The sequence below is a fragment of the Nonomuraea rubra genome, assembly GCF_014207985.1.
Classification (GTDB): Bacteria; Actinomycetota; Actinomycetes; order Streptosporangiales; family Streptosporangiaceae; genus Nonomuraea; species Nonomuraea rubra.
In genome coordinates this window covers 3746813-3762107 of record NZ_JACHMI010000001.1, presented here as the reverse complement: position 1 = coordinate 3762107, position 15295 = coordinate 3746813, and the positions used below count along the sequence as shown (strand labels likewise).

General features: G+C 71.4%; 15 protein-coding genes and 3 tRNA genes. 13 read left to right on the top strand and 5 right to left on the bottom strand.

Features of this window, described 5'->3' with window-relative positions; translation table 11 throughout:
- The first annotated feature begins 14 nt into the window (after positions 1-14).
- Positions 15-797 carry a phytanoyl-CoA dioxygenase family protein gene (locus HD593_RS17170; protein WP_185103111.1) on the top strand — a complete coding sequence of 261 codons (783 nt, stop codon included), beginning with the start codon at positions 15-17 and terminating at the stop codon, positions 795-797.
- Here the strand turns inward: HD593_RS17170 and dusB are convergent.
- Positions 794-1906 carry a tRNA dihydrouridine synthase DusB gene (dusB, locus tag HD593_RS17165; RefSeq protein ID WP_312903510.1) on the bottom strand — a complete coding sequence of 371 codons (1113 nt, stop codon included), beginning with the start codon at positions 1904-1906 and terminating at the stop codon, positions 794-796. The two genes, HD593_RS17170 and dusB, sit on opposite strands and share 4 nt — an antisense overlap.
- A gap of 84 nt (positions 1907-1990) precedes the next feature.
- Here dusB and HD593_RS17160 point away from each other — a divergent pair, with 84 nt between their 5' ends.
- The 5 genes from HD593_RS17160 to HD593_RS17140 all read left to right on the top strand — a co-directional run bounded on the left by HD593_RS17160 (position 1991) and on the right by HD593_RS17140 (position 4201).
- Positions 1991-2656: an ACT domain-containing protein gene (locus tag HD593_RS17160; RefSeq protein ID WP_185103109.1), complete on the top strand. Its 666-nt coding sequence runs from the start codon at positions 1991-1993 to the stop codon at positions 2654-2656.
- Positions 2657-2709: 53 nt separating this feature from the next.
- Positions 2710-2781: transfer RNA gene (locus HD593_RS17155), tRNA-Gly, on the top strand.
- A 17-nt stretch (positions 2782-2798) separates the two neighbouring features.
- Positions 2799-2872 (top strand) — tRNA-Cys (locus HD593_RS17150).
- A gap of 1 nt (position 2873) precedes the next feature.
- A tRNA-Val gene (locus HD593_RS17145) sits at positions 2874-2948 on the top strand.
- A 236-nt stretch (positions 2949-3184) separates the two neighbouring features.
- Positions 3185-4201, top strand: coding sequence for a LacI family DNA-binding transcriptional regulator (locus tag HD593_RS17140; protein WP_425568244.1), 1017 nt, complete (start codon positions 3185-3187; stop codon positions 4199-4201).
- Here HD593_RS17140 and arfA read toward each other — a convergent pair.
- On the bottom strand, positions 4198-5691 hold the full coding sequence (arfA, locus tag HD593_RS17135) for an arabinosylfuranosidase ArfA (protein WP_185103108.1): 1494 nt from the start codon (positions 5689-5691) through the stop codon (positions 4198-4200). The genes HD593_RS17140 and arfA overlap by 4 nt on opposite strands.
- Before the next feature lie 308 nt (positions 5692-5999).
- Here arfA and HD593_RS17130 point away from each other — a divergent pair, with 308 nt between their 5' ends.
- From HD593_RS17130 to HD593_RS17120, 3 genes are read left to right on the top strand one after another with little or no spacing between them, the layout of a single operon-like run.
- On the top strand, positions 6000-7334 hold the full coding sequence (locus HD593_RS17130; RefSeq protein ID WP_185103107.1) for an extracellular solute-binding protein: 1335 nt from the start codon (positions 6000-6002) through the stop codon (positions 7332-7334).
- The gene (locus HD593_RS17125) at positions 7331-8251 is read left to right on the top strand and encodes a carbohydrate ABC transporter permease (protein WP_185103106.1); all 921 of its coding nucleotides are present in this window, start codon (positions 7331-7333) and stop codon (positions 8249-8251) included. Before HD593_RS17130 ends, HD593_RS17125 begins: the two co-directional genes overlap by 4 nt.
- Positions 8248-9081 (top strand): carbohydrate ABC transporter permease, encoded by an 834-nt coding sequence (locus tag HD593_RS17120; RefSeq protein ID WP_185103105.1) that lies wholly within the window; start codon positions 8248-8250, stop codon positions 9079-9081. The genes HD593_RS17125 and HD593_RS17120 overlap by 4 nt, the downstream gene beginning before the upstream one ends.
- On the opposite strand, the gene HD593_RS17115 is transcribed toward HD593_RS17120, so the two are convergent.
- Positions 9075-9473: a nuclear transport factor 2 family protein gene (locus HD593_RS17115; protein ID WP_185103104.1), complete on the bottom strand. Its 399-nt coding sequence runs from the start codon at positions 9471-9473 to the stop codon at positions 9075-9077. The two genes, HD593_RS17120 and HD593_RS17115, sit on opposite strands and share 7 nt — an antisense overlap.
- A gap of 50 nt (positions 9474-9523) precedes the next feature.
- Between HD593_RS17115 and HD593_RS17110 the strand changes: the two genes are divergently transcribed.
- Positions 9524-10000, top strand: a complete 477-nt coding sequence (locus tag HD593_RS17110) for a MarR family winged helix-turn-helix transcriptional regulator (protein ID WP_185103103.1) — start codon at positions 9524-9526, stop codon at positions 9998-10000.
- 4 nt (positions 10001-10004) lie between these two features.
- Here HD593_RS17110 and HD593_RS17105 read toward each other — a convergent pair whose 3' ends face one another.
- On the bottom strand, positions 10005-10691 hold the full coding sequence (locus HD593_RS17105) for a DUF6348 family protein (protein ID WP_185103102.1): 687 nt from the start codon (positions 10689-10691) through the stop codon (positions 10005-10007).
- A 128-nt stretch (positions 10692-10819) separates the two neighbouring features.
- On the opposite strand from HD593_RS17105, the gene HD593_RS17100 reads away from it, so the two are divergent.
- The 3 genes from HD593_RS17100 (at position 10820) to HD593_RS17090 (ending at position 14212) form a co-directional block, all read left to right on the top strand.
- On the top strand, positions 10820-11998 hold the full coding sequence (locus HD593_RS17100; protein WP_185103101.1) for a glycosyltransferase family 4 protein: 1179 nt from the start codon (positions 10820-10822) through the stop codon (positions 11996-11998).
- A 157-nt stretch (positions 11999-12155) separates the two neighbouring features.
- A complete protein-coding gene (locus HD593_RS17095) occupies positions 12156-13055 on the top strand; it encodes a D-alanyl-D-alanine carboxypeptidase family protein (protein WP_246546581.1) in 900 nt (299 codons plus the stop codon).
- Positions 13056-13153: 98 nt separating this feature from the next.
- Positions 13154-14212 (top strand): WD40/YVTN/BNR-like repeat-containing protein, encoded by a 1059-nt coding sequence (locus HD593_RS17090; protein WP_185103099.1) that lies wholly within the window; start codon positions 13154-13156, stop codon positions 14210-14212.
- Between the two features lie 421 nt (positions 14213-14633).
- Here the strand turns inward: HD593_RS17090 and HD593_RS17085 are convergent, their stop codons facing one another.
- A complete protein-coding gene (locus tag HD593_RS17085) occupies positions 14634-15263 on the bottom strand; it encodes an alpha-ketoglutarate-dependent dioxygenase AlkB (protein ID WP_185103098.1) in 630 nt (209 codons plus the stop codon).
- Positions 15264-15295: the final 32 nt, after the last annotated feature.

The window sequence follows — 15295 nt, the reverse complement described above, 5'->3', positions numbered from 1 at the left end:
CTAGCGTGGAAGTCATGAGGCTCAACGACTTCCACGACCAGGGGTACGTGCTCGTACCCGGTCTGCTCGCGCCCGAAGAGGTGGCCGAGCTCCGCGACGAGTTCATGGCGCTGCACGCCCGGGGGCCGATCCCCGGTCACTTCGCGCCGCAGCCGCAGGTCCCGGGGCAGCCGTACGACATCCTGCGCGACTACCCCCGGATCATGCACCCCCACCAGGTGAACGACGTGGCCCTGCGCTACCTGCTCGACAGGCGCATCGGCGCGATACTGCGCGACCTCCTGGGCGAGGAGCCGATAGCAGCCCAGAGCATGTTCTACTTCAAGCCGCCGGGCGCCAGGGGCCAGGCGCTGCACCAGGACAACTTCTACCTCCGGGTCGAGCCGGGCACCTGCGTGGCCGCCTGGGTGGCGCTCGACCGCGTGGACCGGGCCAACGGCGGCCTCGAGGTCGTCCCCGGCACCCACCTCATGGACCTCTTCTGCCCGGAGGAGGCCGACCAGGGCGTCTCGTTCACCCGCGAGTACGTGCCGCCGCCGCCCGGCCTGGAGAAGGTCCCCGTGGACATGAACGCGGGCGACGTGCTGTTCTTCAACGGCAGCCTCGTGCACGGCTCGGAGCCGAACAGCACCGGCGACCGCTTCCGCCGCAGCTTCATCTGCCACTACGTGGGCCGTTCGGCGGAGCGGATCGCGGAGTACTACCCGACGGTCACCATGTCAGGCGACCCCGTACGCCTCGAACCGGCGGCCGGCGGCGGCCCCTGCGGCACGGAGATCCCCAGCGGCCCGCACTAACCACCGGAAATATCCGACTCGGCGTCACCATCGGGAACGGGGCAGTCCCACGGGTCGTCCAGCCACCCGTCAGGCAGCAGCACCTTGGACCGCTCGCCCGACTTGCCCCGTGGCGTGTCGGTGTTCGGCGGCCACGGCTGGTCGTGCTCCAGCTTGGCGAGGCCGGCCCGCAGCCCGTCGAGCGACTCGGCCGTGGCCAGCTCCCGCCGCAGCTCGCTGCCGACCGTGAACCCCTTCAGGTACCAGCCGACGTGCTTGCGGAAGTCGGCCACGGCGTACCGCTCGAGGTCGAAGCAGCGGGTCAGCCCCTCGGCGTGCCTGGCCATCACCTCGGCCACCTCACCGAGCGCGGGCCTGGCCCGCTCGGGCCTGCCGTTGAACGCGTTCTCCAGGTCCTTGAACAACCACGGCCGGCCCAGGCACCCGCGCCCGACGACGACCCCGTCGCAGCCGGTGCGCGCCACCATCCTGAGCGCGTCGTCGGCGCACCAGATGTCGCCGTTGCCCAGCACGGGGATCTCCGGCACGGCCTCCTTCAGCCGGGCCACGGCCTCCCAGTCGGCGACGCCGCCGTAGTGCTGCTTGGCGGTGCGGGCGTGCAGCGCGATCGCGGCGACGCCCTCCTCGGCGGCGATCCGGCCGGCGTCGAGGTAGGTCAGGTGGTCGTCGTCGATGCCCTTGCGCATCTTCATCGTCACGGGCAGCGCCCCGGCGTTCGCGACCGCCTCGCGCAGGATGCGGCGCAGCAGGTTCCGCTTGTACGGCAGCGCCGACCCGCCCCCGCGCCTGGTCACCTTGGGCACGGGGCAGCCGAAGTTGAGATCGATGTGGTCGGCGAGGTCCTCCTCGGCGATCATCCGGACGGCCCGGCCCACGATCGCGGGGTCCACCCCGTAGAGCTGGATGCTCCTGGGCCGCTCCGACTCGTCGAACCTGATCATCCGCATCGTCTTGGGGTTGCGCTCGACGAGGCCCCTGGTCGTGATCATCTCGCAGACGAACAGCCCCGCGCCCTGCTCGCGGCAGAGCACCCGGAACGGCGCGTTCGTGATGCCCGCCATCGGCGCGAGCACCACCGGCGGCCATACCTCAATCGGCCCAATCTTCACCCCGACAGTTGTAGCGCAGGTCAAGCCGCAACCGGTATTTCGCGGATAGTCTGTTGATCGGCATCTTCGGGTTGAGGGGGATGGATGCTTCTTCGCGTGCGCGTGGCGCTGCCCGACAGGCCGGGCTCCCTGGCGCAGGTCACCAAGGTCCTGGGGGTGGCGGGGGCCGACATCACGCAGGTGACGGTGCTCGACAGGGGCGCGGGGCAGGCCGTGGACGACATCACCGTCTTCTGCCCCGACAGCACGCCGAGGCAGGCCCTGCTCAAGAGCCTGCAGAGCGTCGAGGGCGTGGCGGTCGAGGGCATCTGGACCACGCGCGAGGCGCCGGGCACCTACCCCGAGCTCGAGATACTCAAGTACATCACCACCGCCGGCGACCGGGCGCTGACCACGCTCATCGACTCGCTGCCCGTCCTGTTCAGCGCCGACTGGGCCGCCACCGCGGCCGAGCGCCGCGTCGTCTACGCGAGCTGGCGCGCCCCGCAGGACCTGGTCGTCCCGGAGGAAGTGCCGTCCCGCCCCACGGCGCTCTCCCAGGACGGCCTGCACCTCATCCACGCCCCGCTCCCGCCGCTGGCGCTGTCGCTCCTGCTGGCCCGCTCGGAGGGCCCCGCCTTCCACCGCATCGAGGTCCACCGCCTCACGAGGATCCTGGAGATCTTCCTCAGCCTTCCCGCGACCGAGCGCAGCGTGGCCCGCCAGCTGCGCAAGGAGGGCCGCCAGGCGCCGGGCGGGGCGCACGAGTAAGCATCCGGTCGAGAAACGCGCTATTGTTAACCACGCAGCAACTGAAACGCAGCGCGGAAGTGGCTCAGTGGTAGAGCATCACCTTGCCAAGGTGAGGGTCGCGGGTTCGAATCCCGTCTTCCGCTCGGAGATGGTTTGACTCGGTGGCGTGGCCGAGAGGCGAGGCAGCGGCCTGCAAAGCCGTCCACACGGGTTCAAATCCCGTCGCCACCTCCAAGGACGATTAGCTCAGCGGGAGAGCGCTTCCCTGACACGGAAGAGGTCACTGGTTCAATCCCAGTATCGTCCACCATCCGGTGCGAAGCCCCAGCCCAGGCTGGGGCTTTCCGCTGTTCGCCACCTCCCCGGCCCAGGCGGCCACCTCCTCCTCCCGCGGCGCCGGCTTCCGGGCTCCCGAGCCGAACCAGTACAACGGCCGGCGCGGCCGGCGCACCCACGTGCTGGAGAGCGCGGGCGGCGACCCGCGCGTTATGATCGCGCGCTCGCCCCTTCCGCCTGTTAGCGTTACCGCTGAGGGGGTGAGCCGCGGTGAAATCCAAACCGGGCAGGCCTGCGGTGCTGATGGACGTCGCCGTGCTCGCCGGAGTCTCCACCATGACCGTCTCACGGGTGCTGAACACGCCCGATCTCGTCCGCGCCGAGACCAGGGCCCGCGTCCTGGCCGCCGTGCGGGAGCTTGACTACCGGCCCAACCAGGCCGCCCGCCAGCTCGTCACCGGCCGCTCCGGCGTGCTCGGCGTGGTCAGCATCGACACCACCCTGTACGGCCCGGCCTCCACGCTCTACTGCATCGAGCAGGCCGCCAGGCACGCCGGCTACAACGTCAGCATCGCCAGCCTCAGCTCGCTCAACCGCCGGTCGATGGAGGAGGGCGTGCAGCGGCTGCGCACCCAGGCCGTGGACGGCGTGATCATCGTCGCGCCGCACGAGTCGGCCGCCGACGGGCTGCGGCACCTGCCGCCGGAGATGCCGGTGGTCGCGGTGGACGCGGGCGACGACATCCCCGTACCGGTGACCAAGGTGGACCAGCAGGCGGGCGCCGCCCGCGTCACCCGCCACCTGCTCAGCCTCGGCCACCACAGCGTGTGGCACGTCGCAGGGCCCGCCGACTGGCTCGACGCCAACGGCCGCATCGTGGGCTGGCGCGGCGTGCTGGAGTCCGCGGACCGGCCGGTGCCCGAGGTGCTGCGCGGCGACTGGAGCGCCCGCTCCGGCTACCAGCTCGGCCGCCTCCTCGCCGCCGATCCCGAGGTCACCGCCGTGTTCGTGGCCAACGACCAGATGGCGCTCGGCGTGCTGCGCGCGCTGCGCGAGGCGGGGCGGCGGGTGCCCGAGGACGTGAGCGTGGCGGGGTTCGACGACATCCCGGAGTCCGCGTACTTCTGGCCGCCGCTGACGACCGTACGGCAGGACTTCGGCGAGGTCGGGCGGCACGCGTTCCACATGCTGCTGGACCGGATGGCGGGGGCCGAGCCGGAGGCGCGGCGGCTGGTCGAGCCCGAGCTCGTCGTCCGCGAGAGCACCGGCCCCGCGCCCGCGCCCTAGGCCAGGCGGATCACGTTCCACGAGACCGGGGGCACCAGGACCCGCAGCGGCCCGGCCTCGACGTCCGGGTTCGCGCGCGGCGTGATCCGGGTGGGGTCGTCGGCCGTGTTACGGGCGTAGACGTCCGGGTCGGTCAGCGTGGTGGCCTCGACGATGCGGACGCCGCCGAGCGCCCGGGCGTCGATCTCCAGCGAGAGCGGCTCGTCCGCCGACCGGTTGACGGCGAACAGCGTCGTGCCCTCCGTGGCGGAGTGCGTGGCCACCGCGTGCAGCAGCGGCACCTCGCCGTACGCCTTCGTCTCGTACGCCGGCGAGTCCGGCTCCACGCGCAGCACGTCGCCGGCGGCGTGGCGGGAGGCCTGGGCGAAGGGGTGGAAGGTGGTCTGCCGCCACGCCCGCCCGCCGGGCTCGGTCATGATGGGCGCGATCACGTTCACGAGCTGGGCCAGGGAGGCGGCGGTGACGCGGTCGCTGTTGCGCAGCAGGGTGATCAGCAGGCCGCCGAACGTGACCGCGTCGGCGAGGTTGTAGTGGTCCTCCAGCAGGGGCGGGGCGACCGGCCAGTCCTGCGGGGCGCCGGTGTCGTGGAAGCGCGAGAGGTACCAGACGTTCCACTCGTCGAAGGAGATGTCGATCCTCTTGCGGGACTTGAGCCGGGCTCCGACGTGGTCGGCGGTGGCCACGACGGAGGAGATGAAGTACTCCATGTCGGTCGAGCTGGCCAGGAAGCTGCCGAGGTCGCCGTCCTTCTCCTCGTAGTAGGCGTGGCAGGAGATGTAGTCGACCAGGTCGTAGGTCTCCTCCAGCACCTCGGCCTCCCACGAGCCGAACGTGGGCATGCTGGAGCCGGAGCTGCCGCACGCGACCAGTTCCAGCTTCGGGTCCACCATGCGCATGGCGCGGGCGGTCTCGGCGGCCAGGCGGCCGTACTCGCGGGCGGTCTTGTGGCCGGTCTGCCAGGGGCCGTCCATCTCGTTGCCCAGGCACCACATCCTGATGCCGTGCGGCTCCTTGGCGCCGTTGGCGATGCGCAGGTCGGACAGCGTGGTGCCCGAGGGGTGGTTGGCGTACTCGAGCAGGTCGAGGGCCTCGGCGATGCCTCGGGTGCCGAGGTTGACGGCCATCATGGGCTCCACGCCCGCCTTGCGGCACCAGCGCACGAACTCGTCGACGCCGACCTCGTTCGTCTCGGTGCTGTGCCAGGCCAGGTCGAGCCGGCGGGGGCGCCGGTCGACTGGGCCGATGCCGTCCTCCCAGCGGTAGCCGGAGACGAAGTTGCCGCCGGGGTAGCGGACGGTGGAGACGCCCAGCTCCCTGGTCAGGTCGAGCACGTCGCGGCGGAAGCCGTCCTCGTCGGCCGTGGGGTGGCCGGGCTCGTAGATGCCGGTGTAGACGCAGCGCCCGAGGTGCTCCACGAACGTGCCGAAGGTGCGCCGGCGCACCGGGGCGACCTTGAAGGCGGGGTCCAGGGTGAGTCTGGCCTGATGCACGGAGGAGGCTCCCTGTTTCTCGGGCGTTACGTGATCCCGATTGTTAGCGTTATCACTGGACCCGGTCAAGGGGGTACGGATCACCGCAACCGGTTGCGAGGTGCCCCTTGACATGCTGCTTGTTACCGCTAACACTCGGGTAACCCCGCAGAAACAACGGGGTCCACGCGGCAGCCTCCGCGACCCGGACGGCTCGCCCCACCGCCTTCGCGCCCCGCGCGAGAGGCCGAATCACGGCTGCCCTGAACCTCCCGGATGTTAGCGAGAACATGGCCAAGCGATAGCTCGGTGAAGGAAGAGGCCCCCCAGTGCACGGTCCCCCCGATATCACCCGCCGGCACCTTCTCGGCGGCAGCCTCGCACTGCTCGGCGCCGCCGCCACGGGATGCGCGATCCCCGTGGGGCTCGGCTCGTCCCAGACCCGCGTGCAGTACTGGCACTTCCTCGGCGCCAGCGACGGCATCATCATGAACCAGATGGTCCAGGCGTTCGCCAAGGACACCCCCGACATCTTCGTCGAGGAGAACGTGCTCGCCTGGGGCGAGCCGTACTACACCAAGATCGCGATGGCCGGCTCGGGCGGGCGCTCGCCCGACCTGGCCACGTTCCACCTGGCCAGGCTGGCGGGCATCGGGGCGGGCGCCATCCTCGACCCGATCGACGTCAAGCTGCTGGAGGAGGCCGGTCTGCGGGCCGCCGATTTCAGCCCGCCGATCTGGGAGCGCGCCCACCTCGACGGCGTGCTATACGCGATCCCGTTCGACGCCCACCCGATGGTGCAGTACTACAACACCGACATCTGCGGCAAGGCCGGGCTGCTCGGCCCCGACGGCAAGCTGCTGCCCACCAAGGGGGTGGACGAGCTCGTCGCCCAGCTCACCAAGGCCAAGGAGGTGATGGGCGGCAAGCCGCCGCTGGCCTTCGACGCGCTCGGGCTCGGCACCGTCGGCCCGTGGCGCGTGTGGTGGTCGCTCTACCCGCAGAGCGGCGGCACCCTGCTGTCGGAGGACGGCACGAAGATCACCATCGACGACGCCAAGGCGCTGGAGGCGCTGCGGCTCATGCAGCGGCTCGGCCAGGAGGGGCTGTGCGACTGGCGTACGGACTACGGCGCCTCCGTCGCCAAGTTCACCAACGGCGAGGCCGCGTTCCTGTGGAACGGCGACTGGGAGACCACCGGGCTCAAGGAGCGCAAGACGCCGTTCAGCATGACGCGCTTCCCCGCCGTCTTCGGCACCGGCTCCGCGCAGGCCGACTGCCACGCGTTCGTGCTGCCGCACCAGCGCAACCGGGATCCCGAGGTGGAGCGGGCGACGTACCGGTTCATCGCCTACCTCGTCAAGAACAGCGCCGACTGGGCGGTGGCCGGGCACGTGCCCGCGTACCTGCCCGCGCTGGAGCAGCCCGAATACCTCGCGTTGCAGCCGCAGTCGGAGTACCGCTCGGTCATCACCGAGGTCGCCCTCGACCCGCAGGTCTGGTACACCGGCTCGGCCTCGCGGCTGTGGATCGAGTTCGGTGAGGCATTCTCCCCCGTCATCGGCGGCACGCGCACGCCGGAGGAGGGCCTGGCCGCCGCCAAGGCCGCGCTGGCCCGCCTGATGGCCGCCCCGAACCCGTTCCCCGCGGAGGAGCGCTCATGACTACGACCGTCGCGGCTCCGCCGACCGCCGCCCCCGTCGCCACGCCCAAGGTCCGGCGCGGCTGGACCCAGCACGGGATGGTGTTCGTGGCGCCGTTCCTGCTGATCTACGTGGCCTTCCTCGTCTGGCCGACCCTGCTCGGCTTCCAGATGAGCCTGTCGAGCGTGAACATCGCCGGCCGCAACAACAACTTCGTCGGCTTCGACAACTACCTGGAGGCGTTCGGCGACCCGCGCATGTGGCGCTCGCTGTGGAACACGGTGGTCTTCACCGTGCTCAGCACGATCCCGCTGGTGTTCCTCGGGCTGGTGTTCGCGCTGCTGGTGCACAACCTGCGCTTCATGCAGTGGTTGTGGCGGCTGTCGTTCTTCGGGCCGTTCCTGCTGCCGTCGGCGGTCGTGTCGATCCTGTGGCTGCAGATGATCTACCCGCCCGACTACGGCCTGATCAACGGCACGCTCGGCACCGACGTGCTGTGGCTGGGCGACCCGTCCGTGGCGATGTGGTCGATGGTGCTGACCACCGTCTGGTGGACGGTCGGCTTCAACTTCCTGCTCTACCTGGCCGCCCTGCAGTCGATCCCGCATCACCTGTACGAGGCGGCCGCCATCGACGGCGCCTCCGCCTGGGACAAGCTCCGCTCCATCACCCTGCCGCTGCTCGGCCGTACCACGATGCTGATCGTGGTGCTGCAGCTGGTGGCCTCGCTGAAGGTGTTCGACCAGATCTACCTGATGACCGGCGGCGGGCCGCAGGACTCCACCAGGCCGATCATCGAGTACGCCTACGACGTCGGCTTCACCGGCTACCGCACCGGCTACGCCTCGGCCGTGTCGTACATCCTGTTCGCCCTGATCGTCATCGTCTCCCTGGCGCAGCTCCGGCTGTTCCGCAAGCGCGAGGAGGTCGCGTCGTGACCAAGCGGTTCAGCTGGAGCCAGCTCATCCTGCTCGTCGTCGCCCTGGTCCTGGCGGCCATCTGGCTCGCCCCCGTCCTGTGGGCGGTGGCCACCTCGCTCAAGCCCGAGGAGGAGACCACCCAGCTGCCGCTGCAGTGGTTCGGCAGCGAGATCACCTTCGACTCGTACGCGCTGGTCCTGGGGACCGGCGGCATCGTCAAGTGGGCGATCAACTCGACCGTCACCGCGGTGATCGTCACGTTCCTGACCGTGCTGTTCTCGGCGATGGCGGCGTACGGGTTCGCCCGCACCCAGTTCAGGGGCCAGCGGGTGCTGCTGGCGCTGATCCTGGCCGGGATCATGGTGCCGCCGCAGGTGCTGATCGCGCCGCTGTTCGCGGAGATGGTCACGCTGGGGCTGGTGGACACCTGGTGGGCCATCATCCTGCCGCAGGTGGCGGCCCCGCTGATCGTCTACATCTTGGTCAAGTTCTTCCAGGACGTGCCGCCGGAGCTGGAGCAGGCCGCGTTCGTGGACGGGGCCGGGCGGTGGCGGGTCTTCTTCACCATCGTGCTGCCGCTGTCGAGGCCGGTGCTCGCCGCCGTGTCGATCTTCACGTTCATCAACACCTGGAACAACTTCCTGTGGCCCTTCCTGGTCTCCACCGACCCGAACACGATGACGCTGCCGGTCGGGCTGGCGAACGTGGTGCAGGGGACGTTCGGGCTGCGGTACGCGCAGATCATGGCCTCGGTGGTGCTGGCCGGGCTGCCGCTGCTGGTCGTGTTCGTGATGTTCCAGCGGCAGATCGTACGGGGGGTGGCGCACACCGGCCTGGCCGGTCAGTGAGAGGCGGTCAGGCGCTCGTAGCAGTCGTAGTTGCGCTGGGCCACGATGCGGCCGTCGCGGAACTCCAGGAAGACCCCGACGTGGGCGCGGAGCACGTGGCCCACCGGGAGGTCGCGCAGGGGGACGGCGAGGGTGCCGGTCCACAGGACCTCCAGGGCGACCTGGTCGCCTGACGCGACCGCGTTTCGCACCTCGAAGTGCTGCTCGCTGACCACCTCGGCGCCGCGTTCCGCCGCCGCGCGCAGGCCGTCGAGGTCGCGGACCACGCCGTCGGGGAAGAGCAGGTTGGGCAGCTCGTGGTGGACGACGTCGGGGTGGAGGTAGGGCTCGGGGCTCGCGCCGTCGGAGACCGCCTGGTGGTAGCGGAGGGCGAGGTCGAGGTTGGGATGCATGTATACAACCGTAGTTGTGCAACCGTGGTTGTCAAGGGCAGGATGTCTCCATGCCAGTGGAACCGCGCGACCTCGACCTCGGCACCCTCGCCCTCTTCGTCGGCTCCGCCGCCGCCTCGGCCGTGCAGGAGGAGCTGGCGGCCCAGGGGTTCACCGGGCTGCGGGTCTCGCACGGGTACGTCTTCCAGCACCTCGTCGAGGAGCCCAGGACGATCGGGGAGCTGGCCGTGCGGATGGAGGTCACGCAGCAGGCCGCGTCCAAGGTGGTGGCCGAGCTGGAAGGGCTCGAGTACGTCGAGCGGGTGCCGGATCCGCGTGACGCCCGGATCAGGAGGGTACGGCTGACCGGGCGCGGGCGCGAGGCCGTGGCGGCGGCGCGGCGGGCCCGGGCCGCACAGGAGGATCGGCTGGCGGAGCGGGGCGGGCGGGAGCGGGTCGAGGCATGCCGGGCACTGCTCGCCGAGCTGCTCGCCGAGCTGGGCGGAGCCGGGGCCGTCAGGCGGCGCGAGGTCCGGCCACCCCGCTAAGGGGTCACTCTTGGTGCACGAGCAGCACGAACGTGCGGGCGTACGAGACGCCGCCGGCCGGGCGCGGCCAGCCGAGCTCCGCCAGCGCCCGCGAGCCCGCCTCGTGCCGGGCGCCGTTCACCCTGATCTCGGCGGTCTCCGTGCCGTCACCGCCGCCGAAGAACGCCTTGACCCCCACCAGGTGCCCCCGTTCGAGCGTGCCCTTGAGCGCCGGCGCCAGGTGCGGCAGCAGGACGTGCTGGACCGCCCACCGCTGGACGGCGTCGTGCTCGTCGCCCGTGCCCCAGCCGACGATGCCGCCGTGGATGGCGTGCCAGCCGGGGAGACCGTCGGGGTCGTCGGGGGCGAAGTGGGCGGCGTGGGAGCCGTCCTGGACGAGGAGCTCCAGCAGGGCGCCGCCGGTCGTGCCGAGCCACATCCGGATCGCGCGGTCCACGGACTCCTCGACGGTGGCGCCGTACCCGGTCACGCAGTCGGAGACCGTGGTGTCCTCCGGGCGGCCGACGTTGAGCACGAAGTCGAGGTCGAGGTGGGCGGGGCTGCCGGTGTGGTCGGCGCCGAGCCGGACGGCGAGCGTGCCCGGCCCCCTGGCCATGCCGTCGCGGACCTCCCATGGCTGCTGCGTGGCCGCGCTCAGCCGCTCGGCGACCATGCCCAGAACCGCCTCGTCCGCCGGCCGTACGCCGTCCATGCCCAACCCCTCGCCTCGCGCCCGCCTCGTCACCAGCCAGGCTAGTTGATCATCGCCCGTCGCCTCCCAGGGAACTGCCAGGAACGCCGGGTAGTCTGCCTGCGCATGAACCGGCGGGAGTACCTCACGTGAAGATCCGCTACCTCATGCTGCACGCCTTCGGCATGGGCGGCACCATCCGCACGGTGGTCAACCAGGCGAACGCGATGGCCGCCGCCGGCCACGACGTCGAGCTGGTCAGCCTGGTACGGCGGCGCGACACCCCGCAGTTCGCTCTCGACCCCCGGATCACCGTCAGCACCCTGGTGGACCAGCGCGGCGGCCGGCAGCCGGACTCGATGGCGCGCAAGGCGTGGCGCAGGATGCGCGGGAAGATCGTGCCGCGCGGCGAGTTCGCGGCCGACTACTTCACCGAGCGCGTGGAGTGGGCCGCCATGGAGTACGTCTCCGGGCTGCGTGACGGCGTCCTGGTCACCACGCGTCCGGCGCTGAACCTGATCTCCGCCCGGCGTACCCCGAAGACCGTCATCCGCGTCGCCCAGGAGCACATGAACCTGTCGGCCTACCCCGACACCATCCGCCGGGAGATCGCCCGCCACTACGGCCGCTTCGACGCGATCGCCGTGCTGACCCGCACGAACCGGCTGGAGTACCAGCGGCTGCTGCCGGGCACCCCGATCGTCCAGATCCCGAACGCGGTGCACAAGGTCGAGCAGGAGCGTTCCCGGCAGGTCAGCCCGGTCGTCGTCGCGGCCGGGCGGCTGGTGCCGCAGAAGGGGTTCGACCTGCTGGTCAAGGCGTTCGCGCAGGTGGTGCCCGAGCATCCGGAGTGGCGGCTGCGCATCTTCGGCACCGGGCCGCGCAAGGGGCAGCTCACCGGGCTGGTCGAGCAGTTCGGGCTGGGCGATCACGTGGCGCTGCCCGGGCGTACCGACCGGCTGGAGCGGGAGCTGACCGACGCCTCCGTGTACGCGCTGAGCTCCCGGTTCGAGGGGCTGCCCATGGTGATGATCGAGGCGATGACGCACGCGCTGCCCGTGGTCGCCTTCGACTGCCCGACCGGACCGAAGGACGTGCTGACCGACGGGGTGGACGGCCTGCTGGTGCCGCCGAGGGACGTGGACGCGCTGGCCGCCGCCCTCAACCGGGTCATCGCCGACCGGGACCTGCGGCTGCGCATGGGGCGGGCGGCCCTGAGGACGTCGCGGGCGTACGGGCCCGAGCAGGTGATGCCGTTGTGGGAGGACCTGTTCGCGGAGCTGGCGGCGGGCGAGCGGGTCACCGACAACTTCTGGCACGGCCGCTGAGCCATCTCCGGAAAAGATTTACCTTTTCCAGGGTTGCCCGCTGTTTCAGGGATTTCCGGAAGGGCGGGTCACGCTCTTTCCCTCTTTTCGTCAAGAGCACCTCAAGACGGGCGGCATTCTGTGCCATATGCGTAATCGGAAGGCTTTTCTGGCCGCCATGGCAGGCGCACTTGCCCTGGTCACAGGGCTGACCGCGCCCGCGCAGGCCGGCGTGACCCCCGCCCCGGCCGTCGTTTCCACGGAGAACGGCGCGCACGTTTCCGCCGCGAACGGCGCACCCGTTTCGGTGGCGACCGACGCGCCCGCCGTGTACGGCCGTGCCGCCTACTTGATGGACGCCGCGTCCGGTGAGGTCCTGTTCGACAAGGACGGCACCGAACGGATGCCGGTCGCCAGCCTGACCAAGACCATGACCGCGTACCTCGTGCTGCGGACCGCCAAGCCCACCGACGTGGTGCGGATCCGGCCGGAGGACGTCGCGTACGCGGAGGACGGCGGCGGCACCACCGCCGACCTGCGCCCCGGCGACCGTCTCACGGTCGGCGAGCTGCTGTACGGCCTCATGCTGCCCTCCGGCGCCGACGCCGCCCACGCGCTGGCCCGCACGTACGGGCCCGGCGTCGAGGGCTTCGTGACCAAGATGAACGCCACGGCGCGCTCGCTCGGCATGAACGACACCCACTACGTCAACGCCGACGGCCTGCCCACCCCGGGCGGCGACGGCTACTCCACCGCCAGGGACCAGGCCGTACTCGCGGCCAAGGCCATGCAGGTGCCGCTCATCAAGGAGGTGGCCGGCACTCGCCGGCACGACCTCGACGCCACCGACGAGCACCGCTCCTACGGCTGGCGCAACACCAACCGCCTGCTCGGCACGCCGGGGGCGATCGGGCTGAAGACGGGGTTCACGCGGGCCGCGGGGTACTGCCTGGCGTTCGCGGGCGAGTCGGACGGGCGGGTGCTGGTCGGCGTCCTGCTGGACGAGTCGGTCTCCAGCCGCCGCTTCAGCACGGCCGAGGCGCTGCTCTCGTGGGGCTCCGCCCGCCAGTCCGCCTGACCACCCGGAGGCCCGCCTGACTGCGGGAAGCCCGCCCTGACCACCGGGAGATCGGCGGGCCATGGACCGGGTTGATCCTTTGGGCTAGTTTGCCCGACATGAAGCTTCGAATCGCGTTAGGTGCGCTGTCAGCGGCCCTCGTGCTCGCCGCCCCGCTCCCCGCCCAGGCCGCCGGCACGCCCCGGCTCGGGTGGGAGCTCAAGGAGACGGGAGTGACCGCGCGCCTGCGCGGCCTGTCCCCCGTCAGCCGGAACGTGGTGTGGGCCTCCGGCTCGGGCGGCACCGTGCTGCGAACCGTCGACGGCGGACGTACCTGGCAGAACGTCTCACCGCCCGACACGGCAGCGCTCCAGTTCCGCGACATCGAGGCGTTCGACGCGAACCGGGCCGTGGCCCTGTCCATCGGCGCGGGCACCGACTCCCGCGTCTACCGTACGGAGGACGGCGGCCGCACCTGGGCGGAGACGTTCAGGAACGACGAGCCGCAGGCGTTCTACGACTGCATGGCCTTCTTCGACCGCCGCCACGGGCTGGCCATGAGCGACCCCGTGGACGGCCGGTTCCGGATCCTGGCCACGGAGGACGGCGGGCGCAGCTGGCAGGTGCTGCCGCCGGACGGGATGCCCGAGGCGCTGCCGGGCGAGGCGGGGTTCGCAGCGAGCGGGCAGTGCCTGGTCGCGTCGGGCGGCCGGGACGTCTGGCTGGCCAGCGGCGGGGCAGAGCGGGCCCGCGTGTTCCACTCCCGCGACCGCGGCCGCACCTGGACGGTCGCCGACGCGCCGATCCCCGCCGGCGACCCGGCGCGCGGCGTCTTCGGCCTCGCCTTCCGCGACCGTCACCGCGGGATCGCGGTCGGCGGCGACTACCGTCCGGAACAGCAGTCGCCCAGCGCCGGCGCGACCACGCGTGACGGCGGCACCTCCTGGCACCCCTCCTCCGCTCCCCCGCCCGCCTACCGGTCGGGCGTCACCTGGCTTCCCCACCTTCCGTTCGCCGCCGTCGCGGTGGGGCCGTCGGGGAGCGATGTGACGTACTCGGGCGGGCGGACGTGGCAGACCTTCGACAGCGGCTCCTTCGACACGGTCGCCTGCACCCGGGACCTCTCGTGCTGGTCGGCGGGCGAACAGGGCCGCATCGCCCGCCTCACCCTCCAGTAACCACCCACCACCCCGCTCCCCGGCCCCACCCGGCCCTGGCGCGGTGACGTGGGGGGCGGGGTGCGTCATGTGGGCCGACAGTCACGGCGCCGACGCCCGGTGTGGCGTCGCGGTGATGTGGCCCGCTCCTGGCATGGCGTGGCGTGTCACGTGGGCATGGGTGCGAGCAGCGGGGCACGAACGCCGGCGGGGAAGCGTCACAGACGCGCAAGCGGCGCACGCGGCAACGACCCGGCGCGGGCGAGTGGCTGAGCGGCGCGGCGACATGGGCGATGCCCTGGGACGCCAGACGCGGTGCCGACACGCAGTGCGGTGGCCCTGTGATGCGGTGATGCGCCAGTGGTGACGCCGGGGCGATGGGCGGTGCGGCGATGGGGCGGTGCGGCGATGGGGCGGTGCGGCGATGGGGCGGTGGGCGGGATTAGCGGACGCCCGCCGGGCGGAACTGGATGCTGATGCGCGGGCCTGACGGGCGGGTGGTCTTCGGGATGGCGTGTTCCCAGGTGCGCTGGCAGCTTCCGCCCATCACGATCAGATCCCCGTGACCCAGGTCGTGGCGGAGCGAGGGGCCGCCGCCGCGGGGACGGAGCAGGAGTGAGCGCGGGCTGCCGACCGAGATGATGGCGACCATGGTGTCCTCCGTGCTGCCGCGCCCGATCGTGTCGCCGTGCCAGGCCACGCTGTCGCGGCCGTCGCGGTAGAAGCACAGGCCGGCTGTACGGAACGGCTCGCCCAGCTCCTGGCCGTAGTGGTCGTCGAGGGCGCGCCGGGCGTCGTCGAGGAGCGGGTCGGGCAGGGGTTCGTCCTCGTCGTAGAACTTCAGCAGCCGCGGCACGTCCACGACCCTGTCGTACATGCGCCGCCGCTCGGCCCGCCACGGCACGTGCTCCGCGAGGCGCTCGAAGAGCGTGTCGGCGCCCGTCAGCCAGCCGGGGCGCAGGTCGATCCAGGCGCCGCGGTCGAGGTGCGTGCGGTGGACGGTGTCGCCGAGAGGCCCGATGCCGAGCTCCTCGTCGAGGGAGAGCAGAGATGCTTGGAACGCGGCTGTCATAGTGCCGAGTGTATGCCATACTTCAAACACGT

Bases quoted from the DNA above. Each gene is read 5' to 3' on its own strand.
- HD593_RS17170 (WP_185103111.1), top strand. From the start codon at position 15: ATGAGGCTCAACGACTTCCACGACCAGGGGTACGTGCTCGTACCCGGT.
- HD593_RS17160 (WP_185103109.1), top strand. From the start codon at position 1,991: ATGCTTCTTCGCGTGCGCGTGGCGCTGCCCGACAGGCCGGGCTCCCTG.
- HD593_RS17125 (WP_185103106.1), top strand. From the start codon at position 7,331: ATGACTACGACCGTCGCGGCTCCGCCGACCGCCGCCCCCGTCGCCACG.
- HD593_RS17115 (WP_185103104.1), bottom strand. From the start codon at position 9,473: ATGCATCCCAACCTCGACCTCGCCCTCCGCTACCACCAGGCGGTCTCC.
- HD593_RS17110 (WP_185103103.1), top strand. From the start codon at position 9,524: ATGCCAGTGGAACCGCGCGACCTCGACCTCGGCACCCTCGCCCTCTTC.
- HD593_RS17105 (WP_185103102.1), bottom strand. From the start codon at position 10,691: ATGGACGGCGTACGGCCGGCGGACGAGGCGGTTCTGGGCATGGTCGCC.
- HD593_RS17095 (WP_246546581.1), top strand. From the start codon at position 12,156: ATGGCAGGCGCACTTGCCCTGGTCACAGGGCTGACCGCGCCCGCGCAG.
- HD593_RS17090 (WP_185103099.1), top strand. From the start codon at position 13,154: ATGAAGCTTCGAATCGCGTTAGGTGCGCTGTCAGCGGCCCTCGTGCTC.
- HD593_RS17085 (WP_185103098.1), bottom strand. From the start codon at position 15,263: ATGACAGCCGCGTTCCAAGCATCTCTGCTCTCCCTCGACGAGGAGCTC.